The following is a 9,403-nucleotide window of genomic DNA, read 5'->3' as shown; positions in this document are numbered from 1 at the left end:
CACCTCGCTCAGATCTGGCCGTGGAAGGTGCGGCTGATCACGTCGCGTTGCTGCTCTGGCGTCAGTCGGACGAAATTCACGGCATAACCCGAGACCCGGATCGTAAGTTGTGGATACTTGTCGGGGTTTTTCATCGCGTCCTCGAGCGTTTCCCTGTCGATGACGTTCAGGTTCATATGGAACCCGCCTCGATCGAAGTACACGTCGAATGCCTTGACTGCTTCATCCACGAGTTGGTCTTCCGACAGATGAGCCTTCTGGGGAGCGACCGAAACTGTGTAGCTGATGCCGTCCTGCGCATCCTTGTAGGGTAGCTTTGCGACCGAGAGGCAGGACGCGAGCCAACCGTGGCTATCGCGTCCATGCATTGGGTTCGCGCCAGGTCCGAACGGCTCTCCTTTCCGCCGTCCGTCCGGGGTGTTTCCGGTGGCTTTGCCGTAGACGACGTTGGACGTAATCGTGAGCACGCTCTGGGTGTGTGTCGCGTTCCGGTAGGTCGGATGCTTACGGATTTTCTCCATGAAACGCGTGACGAGGCTAGAGGCGATCTGATCGACCCGGTCGTCGTTGTTACCGAACTGCGGCGTCGACTTGTTACCCTCGTTCTGGTAGTCAACCACAAGTCCCGTCGCGTCTCGCACGACGCGTACTTTCCCGTACTTCATAGCGCTGAGACTGTCGGCAACCACCGAGAGGCCTGCTATGCCGAACGCCATCGTCCGCAGGATGTCGCGGTCGTGAAGCGCCATCTCCAGACGCTCATAGAAGTACTTGTCGTGCATATAGTGGATGCAGTTCATGGCGTGGACGTAAATCTTGGCGAGCCACTCCATCGTCGTATCGAACTTGCCCATCACATCGTCGTAGTCGAGGAAATCACCCGCAACGGGCTGCGACTGAGGCGCGACCTGCTCGCCAGATACTTCGTCTCGGCCGCCGTTGATGGCATAGAGCAGTGCTTTCGCCAGATTGACCCGCGCTCCAAAGAACTGCATCTGCTTTCCGAGGCGCATTGCCGAAACACAGCAGGCAATGCCGTAATCGTCCCCCCAGAAAGGTCGCATCAAATCGTCATTCTCGTACTGAAGTGAAGAGGTGTCCTTGCTGACTCTCACGCAGTATCGCTTGAAGGGCGCGGGCATCTTGGTCGACCAGAGCACCGTAATATTCGGCTCGGGCGCCGGACCGAGATTGTAGAGCGTGTGCAGCATCCGGTAGCTGCTTCGGGTCACCAGAGCCCGCCCGTCCAAATCCATGCCGCCAACGCATTCGGTCGCCCAGTAGGGGTCGCCGCTGAACAACGCATCATAGTCAGGGGTACGGAGGAAGCGGACGATGCGGAGCTTCTGGACAAGCTGGTCCCAGAGCTCCTGGGCCCCGGTTTCGTCCAGAATGCCGCCTTTCAGGTCGCGCTCGATGAAGATATCGAGGAAGCTCGATATACGGCCGATCGACATCGCGGCGCCGTTTGCCTCCTTGATCGCGCCAAGATAGGCGAAATACGTCCACTGGAATGCTTCATGTGCATTCGCTGCTGGCTTGGATACGTCGCTCCCGTAGAGCTTCGCCATGGCAGCCAGATCGCCGAGCGCACGCATCTGCTCCGAGAGTTCTTCGCGCATCCGAATGATTTCGTCGGTTGGCCACATGTCGTCGATCTGGGCGCGTTCTGCCTGCTTGACCTCAACGAGACGGTCGATCCCGTAAAGAGCCAAACGGCGATAATCACCAATGATGCGGCCGCGCCCGTAAGAGTCGGGCAGACCGGTAACGATCCCGGATCTCCGACAGTTCATGATCTCGGGCGTATAGGCGTCGAACACGCCGTCATTGTGCGACTTACGATATTTCGTGAATGCCTCGTGCACGCGCGCGTCAGGTTCGAAGCCGGCAGCTTGCAAACCGTTCTCAACCATCCTCAAGCCGCCAAACGGGAAGATCGCTCGCTTGAAGGGCTCATCCGTCTGCAGGCCGACAATGACTTCGTTGTCGCGATCGATATAGCCAGCTTTGTGTGCCAGCATAGTGGAAGGAGAGGCCGCATCTACCGCAAGCACGCCCTTCTTTCTCTCATCCGAAAAGTAAGGCTGCAGTTTCGCCCATACCGCCTTTGTGCGCTGCGATGGAGCTGCCAGGAAAGTCTCGCTACCGGTATAAGGCGTAACGTTCCGGACAATAAAATCGCGCACATTGATCGAAGTCTGCCAGTCTCCTGTCCGGAACCCCTTCCAGCAATCTTTGGTGTCAGCTTCCTTCCTGAGTGCAGCACTTGCTTTCATGGTTTCCTCCGGTGCTTCCTCGGTCGCTGTGCCGATGGGGTGATTTTGCGCGAGCAAGTGTCTCGGATGTTGGTCCAGCCGAACTACCGATGCTTGATCTAGATCAAGCCAACGCTGAGCCAAGCGCAGTTGTATCCACAGAGTTCTTGCCTCTCCGTCGTCTTACCCGCCCGAGCGGTCACTCAGTTTAGGGGGGCTGGTCTTGCAGCGATGCGGCGGGACCGCCTGATATGTGCTGCGAACTTGTAGGGGAGAAAGGCTCTTGGCGTTGTGTGAATTGAAAGAGGGTTCCGAATGGCTGAAACACCCAAACTCTCCGTAGAGAAAGCGTTGAGTAAACTGCGTGAGAACGATGCAAAATCGGATAGCGCAGTACGCGACGAAAAGAGCGATGCGCTGAATGAAGAAATAAAACGAATGAGAGCGCAGCGCATGCGGCTAGGTCAGCAGCCGCCCAAGCGCGACTAGTGCCTGCGAGACAAAGACTTTCGATCTCTTCCTTCTCGGGAGCTTCGCTGTGATTCCGAGCGAGCCGCCTTTAACGGACGCCTATCTGAGAACGCCAAAGGCCGCGGCGTTCGCCGGGATCATATTCTCGGTCCTGTTGTTTGCAGTGTTTGGGCTCATGCGGCTCTCAGTCCCCTCCGATCCTTTCGAGCGGGGAGCTTGGCTTGCGGGAGACACCGGTTATGTCACGCTGGCCATGAACCTAGTGCCATTCGCCGGGATAGCTTTTCTATGGTTCGTGGGAGTTCTTCGCGATCGACTCGGGGCACGGGAAGATCGTTTTTTTGCTACGGTCTTCTTAGGAAGCGGATTTTTGATGTTGGCCATGCTCTTCGCCGCGGCCGCGGTTGTTGGTGCGATCATCATTGCGTTCCACGCGGCGCCCGAGTTGCTCATTCACTCTGCGACGTTTCACTTCGGGCGCGGCTTAGCCTACGGGATGGTCAACATCTATTTGGCGAAGACGGCGGCCGTCTTCATGATCACGACATCGACTATTGCTATCTATACCCGTTTGACGCCGCGTTGGCTGGCGGTCGGCGGATATGTCATCGCAGCTGTTCTTCTGCTTGGAAGCAATTACTTCGATGGAAGCTTGCTCGTTTTCCCACTGTGGGTCTTGGTCGTCAGCGCGTCGGTCTTGTACGACAGGCGGCCCGTTCCTAGTTCGGAGGCGCTGCCGCCGCAAAATTAAGGCGTATTGGGTTTATTGATGGTAGCACAGACGCAAGGTCATCATCGCTATCACATCATAGATGGAGCATGTCGATGTGGATTCTGATGTACGTCTTTTCCTACTCGGTGAGCCCTGCGGTGACAAACGACAGATCGGAATGGAGACTTCTTCCAACTGTCGTGTTTCAGGAGTTCTCCAACGAGGAACGATGCAAGAAGGCCAAGCTGATGCTTGAAGGCAGCTTAAAGGAGGCGGGAGCCAAGTTGAAAAGTGGGCTTGAAGACCTTAAGAGTGTCGGTAAGGCCGACCCTGCGCAGATCATCATTGCATTTAATGTGGAATGCCTTCCGAAATAGATTGTGCCGCTACGATATCGCTATTGTCTTACTCGACAGCCAGCACCGGCGATGAATAGATGACAGCTCCACGAAATCCCAACGTGCCTAAAGTGGTCACTCGATGCTGACTTCTTGTCCGTGCATAGCTGTTAGCAGCGATACTCTCTACCGCGGTCGTGGCATCTTGATGCCGAGCGCCCGTTCAACGCCGGACACCACCGTTGCGCGCGGGTTTGCCGAACAGTAATCTTTCACCACCTTAGCGGCCTGCGCGAATTGATAGAGGTCGATGGTGGTATTTCGAACGCTCGCATTGTGGTAGCCACTCAGCCACATGGCGATGCCGGAGAAATCCTGGAAGCCGAGCTTGGTCAATTCATTGCAGCTCATCTTGCTCATGTCGACGACCATCTTGTCTTCTGCAGCGGCTGGCGCCGCCAATGATGATATGACCGTGGTCGCAACGAGTAATTTATGCATGCCGCCCTCTGCGTTGTTTCATACGCAACCAAGCGGCCGCGCTATGCCTCGGCGGGCAGATTCCGCTGGTTGCGGCTACCCGGACTTGATCTGAATCAATGGGCGGTCTGGTCAGGAGTCCATTAGTGTCGGTCATTTCCTGGCAGCAGGCTGACGCTCCTCTTTTTACGGTCACAGAGCCGCAGCGGAGGAGTTTTTGTGCGAGACACGCAGCATGGACGCGATCAAGCTACCCATCTGGCTGCGGATCACGTTGGTCGCAGGCGCTGTCGTTCTGATGACGAGCGCCGGGCTATTTGCCTGGCACTGGCATGCCCGGCCTACAACCCTCTCCATCGCGGCGGGGTCACTGGATGGCGAGGCGAGCAGGTTGGTCGCTGCATTGGCTAGCAGGCTGGCGCAGCAGAAGGCGCCGGTGCGGCTCAACATCGTTGAGGCAGCAGGCGCTACCGAAGCGGCCGATGCATTTTCTTCCGGCACGGTGGATCTTGCCGTGGTCAGGGGTGACGTTGGCGACCTCTCGCAGGCGCAAGCGGTCGCCGTTGTGACGTATACGGTGGCTCTGCTGGTCGCTCCACCGGGCTCTCCTATTACTGATATTGCAAGCCTGAAGCGCGCCAACGTTGGCGTAGTCGGCGGCGATATCAATCAGCGGCTCGTAAAAGTCTTGATCGACGAGTATGACCTCACGCGATCTGGGGTCGTCTTCAAGAATATTGGGCTGGCTGACACGCGACGCATGATCGACTCCAAGGAAGTGCGCGCGATACTGATCGTGATGCCACTTGCGGAAAAGTATCTGTCGCTTCTGCGCAGTCTGTTCCCGCAGGCCGGGAAATCCGGCCCAACACTGATCCCGATCGAATCGGCTCCGGCTATTGCCCAGAAGGAGCGGGCGTATGAGTCCTTCGAAATCCCAAAAGGTACGTTGCGAGGCTCTCCGCCCAATCCGGCGGAGGACGTCACTACGCTGCGGACCGCATTCTATCTGGTTGCCCAAAAGACGTTGAGCAGCGATCTCGTGGCGGACCTCACGGAATCCGTGATGAAAGCGCGGCGCGACTTATTGGCCGAATTGCCGATCTTGGCTCAGGTCTCGGCGGCCGATACAGACGCGTCTGCCTATCTGCCGGCGCACCCGGGGGCGGCGGTATTCTACAACGGCACGCAGGTGAGTTTTCTGGACAAATGGGGCAACATAATCTTTTTGGTGCCTATGATCGTGGGCGCGCTTGCGTCCGTGTTCGCTGCATCCTGGAAGTTCCTGTGGGCGAAGCCGCCGCTGACCCAAGAGGAGGCGCTGGATGTACTCTATGCACTCGGACGGCGTATCCGTGGCAGCAGCGATGAGGCTGAACTCGACGAAATCGAGCGCGAGATCGACGGAGTGCTTCAGACGCAACAATTAAAGCGCGCGTCGAGCGATGAGGAGGCCCGCGATGTTGTTGCGCTAAACGTGGCAGCCCATCGGCTGGAAAACCTGATCCATGATCGCAAGCTGTTGGTTGGGGCGCAGCGAACTGGCGCGTCTGGAAAACAGGCTTAATGCAATTCCTCCCGCGTTGCCCGAGCGCACGCCGCTCTGGAGGTTGCCTGCCGTGTGCGGCGTACCGCTCGTAGCTTCGGTCGACCGAACGCAATCGGGCAAAATTGCTAGTAGGGCGAAAGGTAGTCGACTTCCATCGTTTCAAGAACAGGACAATGCGGGGTGTTGCTGGCATCACCTCAGCCAGACCCCGTGGGATTTCGTGGCTCCGGTTTCAGAATTCGGGAACGTCTCGGGCAGCGCCGTAACTGCCCTCGGCCCGGTCGAGAATGATCCAGAACGAATGTCGCAACGTATTTGTAACTGCCGCTCTAGCTGGGGATTGCCTCCCATGCTTTGATGTTGGGGCAGGGATCATTCCAGGGCGGAGGCACTCTTGACTGGCAATGGCGTGGGGCGGCTAGGGGCAGTTGATCCGACCCGGCAATGGGTCACCGCGATTGGCGTGACCGTGGCGGTTGGCTTCGCGTTTTTTCTAGCGGCGCGGCTCGGTCTTACTCTGCTGACAAAGCCTGATGGCGTGGCCGTGTTCTGGCCGGCTTCCGGTGTTGCCACCGGAGCCCTGATAGCGCTTGGTCCCCGTGCCAAATTGCCAGTTGCGATCGGGACCGCCGCGGCAACGATTGCAGCCAATATGTCAGGAGACAGAACCTTGGCAGGCTCTGTCATCTTCGCTCTGTGCAATGCCGGTGAGGCATTGCTTGCCGCTGGCCTTATTGAGCACAGATTTGGTCCGGGTTTCGCTCTCGACCGGTTGCGACATGTCCTCGAATTGCTCGCGGCAGCGGTTTTCGCGAGCGCTATCTCGGGGATCGGCGGGATCTTGGGGTTCAAATTATTCCAGGGTTCGACAGCACCGATCTTGACCATTTGGGAGCACTGGTTCGCGTCAGCCGCGCTTGGCATCGTAACCTTTGCGCCGTTGCTGATCGGAACTGGCGCGGCCGTGCGCAACCCGCCGTCGGCAAACGAGGCTGTGGAAGGATCATTACTGCTCTTGGCAATAACTGTGCTGGGCGCCCTTGTTGTCTTTCCGCCGCACGGATCATGGACGCATGTGGTTCCCATCGCGCTGCTGTTCCCGCTATTGCTGCTGCTGACGGCCCGTTGCCAACCGATGTTCGCCGCGGCAGCAGCATTCATCTTTGCGCTGACAATCGTGTGGACTATAGCCTTTGACATTGGGTATTTCGGCACCCCTTATCTGCCGATAGACGAACGCGTCGTGGGCGCGCAAGCCGCCATCCTGACAACGTCGCTCTGCGCGCTGGTTCTTGCCTCTCTGTTCGCAGAGCGGCGTGAGCACGAGGCAGCGGTTAGCGAGGTTGCGGCCCGGTTGGAAGAGGCGTTGGAGGCCGGTGCGGTAATGGCCTTCGAATGGGACGCTCGCACCGGCTTGTCGCGACATAGTGAAAACGCTGCGAACGTACTTGGCTGCGACACACTAGTTCCGTTAACAACAATTCGCTTTTTTGCGCTGGTTCACCCTGATGACCGCGCTAGCTTCAAGTCGCAGGTGAAAAATGTCCGGCCGGACAAACCTTCGTATGCAATCACCTTTCGAGTGATGCACCCCGACGGTCGGGAAATGTGGCTTGAAGAAACGGCAACGGCCGAGTTCGACCAAGCCGGGGAATGCATATGCATCAGGGGCCTGACCCGCGATATAACGGAACGCAAGCGAGCTGAGGAGCATCAACGGTTGCTGGTGGCAGAGCTTGATCACCGCGTCAAAAATGTGCTTGCGCGGGTCGGGGCGGTCGCCATGTGCACGAGACAGGGCAGCAGTACGATGGACGAATTTGTCCAATCCCTCGATCAGCGCATTCAAAGCATGGCAATTGCCCATGAGTTGTTAAGCCAGAATAAGTGGGAGCGAGTTCGCGTCGCGGATATTGTCCGCCTCCAGTTGGCGCCCTATGCGACGAAAGCAAACACGACGACTTGCGGACCCGATATCGCGCTCAACGCCGTGGCAGTTGAGGCGCTGGGGATGGTGTTGCACGAGCTTGTGACGAATGCATCCAAATATGGCGCACTGTCGATCCCGGAAGGCCGGGTGTCCGTAAGCTGGGGCTCCCGCAGTAATGGAGGCGCCGCGAAAGTTTTGAACATCGTGTGGCGCGAGACAGGGGGTCCACCGGTAGAGGCGGCTCCGCCTCAGCAAGGATACGGAACAAGCCTCATTTGCAGTCTCATCCCGCATGAGCTCGGTGGTACGGTCAACCTTGCATTTTCGTCTGAGGGTATATCCTGTACAATCGAGATACCACTCAAAACAGGCATAGCCGATGCCACGTGAAAGGACCTCTCATCGTTCCTTCTGTCTGTTAAGGATAGGGCGCAACATCGCGAGAAGTGTTTCCGCTCTTACGGGTTTCGTCAGAATGGCCTCGGCCTTGCCGGGAGGTAGAGAGACGGACGAGTAACCTGTGACGACGAGAACGGGAATACAAAGTTCGTGCAGGCGATCAATCAAGTCGTTAGACCGCTCGCCGTCTCGGAGATTGATATCGATGATGCCTACATCGGGGGCATCTTCGGCAATCAGGCGCTCGGCGTCGGCTATGGTAGCAGCTGGACCGGATACATCCGCTCCCAATAAGCGAAGCAGTCGTTTCATAGCATTGCCGAGTTGCCAAGAGTCTTCAACCAATAGGATATGTGTGCCTTTCAGTTCCGATGGTCCGCTTGCAATGGGTTGGTGACCGATCAGCGCCATGTTGGATCCCTGCGCAATGGTATCTGTTGTGACCTGTCTTCATTGCTGCCACGCCAGCGATTATCGGAACGCTAACGCTCAAATCCGTGCCTGTTCCGGAAGCGGGAAAGCCTATGCCGACGAATGCCCTTTCTGAGGCCCACAACCTTGTCGCTGCAATCGTAAAGTGGAAAATCCCCGCCAGTTTCAACTGTTCACCAGCAGATTTCCGAGTTCAGAGCCTCGTGGAAGGAACGCTATTCAGTGTCATGTTCCTTACAATGTATAACGGTGTTCTGAAGGTCAATTGATAAGAAGGCTTCGGCACCCAGGAGACCTGTAACGAGGCGCCGAACAAATGGTTATCACTGTCATCTAACTGGTCTAGGTCTATACGGAGTAGTGGCTGAGTGAACGATGCAATTGGATTAAAATTGAGGAGCCGTGCGCCTCCGAAAGACTGAACCCCGACGCGACCGGTGAGCTTCCAATTGTTGTCCCACTGGTAGTAGCCGCCGACGTAGCCGATCAGGTTTGCATTGACGGTGGCCAAGACAGTACCGGCTGCCACCTTTGTGTATTGAAAGGCGGCCAGCATTCCACACGTCTCGTCATCGTTCAGAGCGTAATCCGCTTCGATGACGTTGTTGAAAGATGTCGTCGCCAGTGAAGCGTCGGGCACGGAGCGCGTTAAAGTCTCCTGTATCGTAATCGTCGGGATCAGGCCGCCGTTCTGGCGGTATATGTCAGCCTGGAGCCCGACGTTCCAGCTATTGTTCGTGAATGCGCTCCAGGCGTCAGCGCCTGCATGGATGGCGGCCGCGCACCGCACCAGGCGCTTCCGAGTCACGTCACGGTCACGAACAAGAGAAGCGG

General features: G+C 57.3%; 9 protein-coding genes. 5 read left to right on the top strand and 4 right to left on the bottom strand.

Going from position 1 to position 9,403, the window contains the following annotated elements; all coding sequences use genetic code 11:
- Positions 1 to 8: 8 nt before the first annotated feature.
- Entirely contained in the window at positions 9 to 2,279 is a 2,271-nt protein-coding gene (gene pflB / locus AB7828_RS06315; RefSeq protein ID WP_441229699.1) for a formate C-acetyltransferase, read from the bottom strand.
- Between the two features lie 294 nt (positions 2,280 to 2,573).
- Here pflB and AB7828_RS06310 point away from each other — a divergent pair, with 294 nt between their 5' ends.
- The 3 genes from AB7828_RS06310 to AB7828_RS06300 all read left to right on the top strand — a co-directional run bounded on the left by AB7828_RS06310 (position 2,574) and on the right by AB7828_RS06300 (position 3,818).
- Positions 2,574 to 2,747 carry a hypothetical protein gene (locus tag AB7828_RS06310; protein WP_441229698.1) on the top strand — a complete coding sequence of 58 codons (174 nt, stop codon included), beginning with the start codon at positions 2,574 to 2,576 and terminating at the stop codon, positions 2,745 to 2,747.
- 49 nt (positions 2,748 to 2,796) lie between these two features.
- On the top strand, positions 2,797 to 3,480 hold the full coding sequence (locus AB7828_RS06305) for a hypothetical protein (protein ID WP_441229697.1): 684 nt from the start codon (positions 2,797 to 2,799) through the stop codon (positions 3,478 to 3,480).
- A gap of 74 nt (positions 3,481 to 3,554) precedes the next feature.
- Complete coding sequence (locus AB7828_RS06300; RefSeq protein WP_120290313.1) at positions 3,555 to 3,818, top strand: hypothetical protein; 264 nt, start codon at positions 3,555 to 3,557, stop codon at positions 3,816 to 3,818.
- Between the two features lie 147 nt (positions 3,819 to 3,965).
- Here AB7828_RS06300 and AB7828_RS06295 read toward each other — a convergent pair whose 3' ends face one another.
- Entirely contained in the window at positions 3,966 to 4,280 is a 315-nt protein-coding gene (locus AB7828_RS06295) for an HdeA/HdeB family chaperone (protein WP_441229696.1), read from the bottom strand.
- A 214-nt stretch (positions 4,281 to 4,494) separates the two neighbouring features.
- On the opposite strand from AB7828_RS06295, the gene AB7828_RS06290 reads away from it, so the two are divergent.
- A complete protein-coding gene (locus tag AB7828_RS06290) occupies positions 4,495 to 5,826 on the top strand; it encodes a TAXI family TRAP transporter solute-binding subunit (RefSeq protein ID WP_441229695.1) in 1,332 nt (443 codons plus the stop codon).
- Between the two features lie 376 nt (positions 5,827 to 6,202).
- Positions 6,203 to 8,128 carry an HWE histidine kinase domain-containing protein gene (locus AB7828_RS06285; protein ID WP_441229694.1) on the top strand — a complete coding sequence of 642 codons (1,926 nt, stop codon included), beginning with the start codon at positions 6,203 to 6,205 and terminating at the stop codon, positions 8,126 to 8,128.
- A gap of 9 nt (positions 8,129 to 8,137) precedes the next feature.
- On the opposite strand, the gene AB7828_RS06280 is transcribed toward AB7828_RS06285, so the two are convergent.
- Both AB7828_RS06280 and AB7828_RS06275 read right to left on the bottom strand, forming a co-directional pair.
- Positions 8,138 to 8,548, bottom strand: a complete 411-nt coding sequence (locus AB7828_RS06280) for a response regulator (RefSeq protein WP_439058434.1) — start codon at positions 8,546 to 8,548, stop codon at positions 8,138 to 8,140.
- A gap of 214 nt (positions 8,549 to 8,762) precedes the next feature.
- Positions 8,763 to 9,377: a hypothetical protein gene (locus AB7828_RS06275; protein WP_441229693.1), complete on the bottom strand. Its 615-nt coding sequence runs from the start codon at positions 9,375 to 9,377 to the stop codon at positions 8,763 to 8,765.
- Positions 9,378 to 9,403 lie beyond the last annotated feature (26 nt).

Origin of the sequence: Tardiphaga sp. 215_C5_N2_1 (assembly GCF_052076055.1) — a bacterium.
Classification (GTDB): domain Bacteria; phylum Pseudomonadota; class Alphaproteobacteria; order Rhizobiales; family Xanthobacteraceae; genus Tardiphaga; species Tardiphaga robiniae.
The sequence above is the reverse complement of the archived record's forward strand: the minus strand, read 5'-3'. Positions and strand labels throughout refer to the sequence as shown.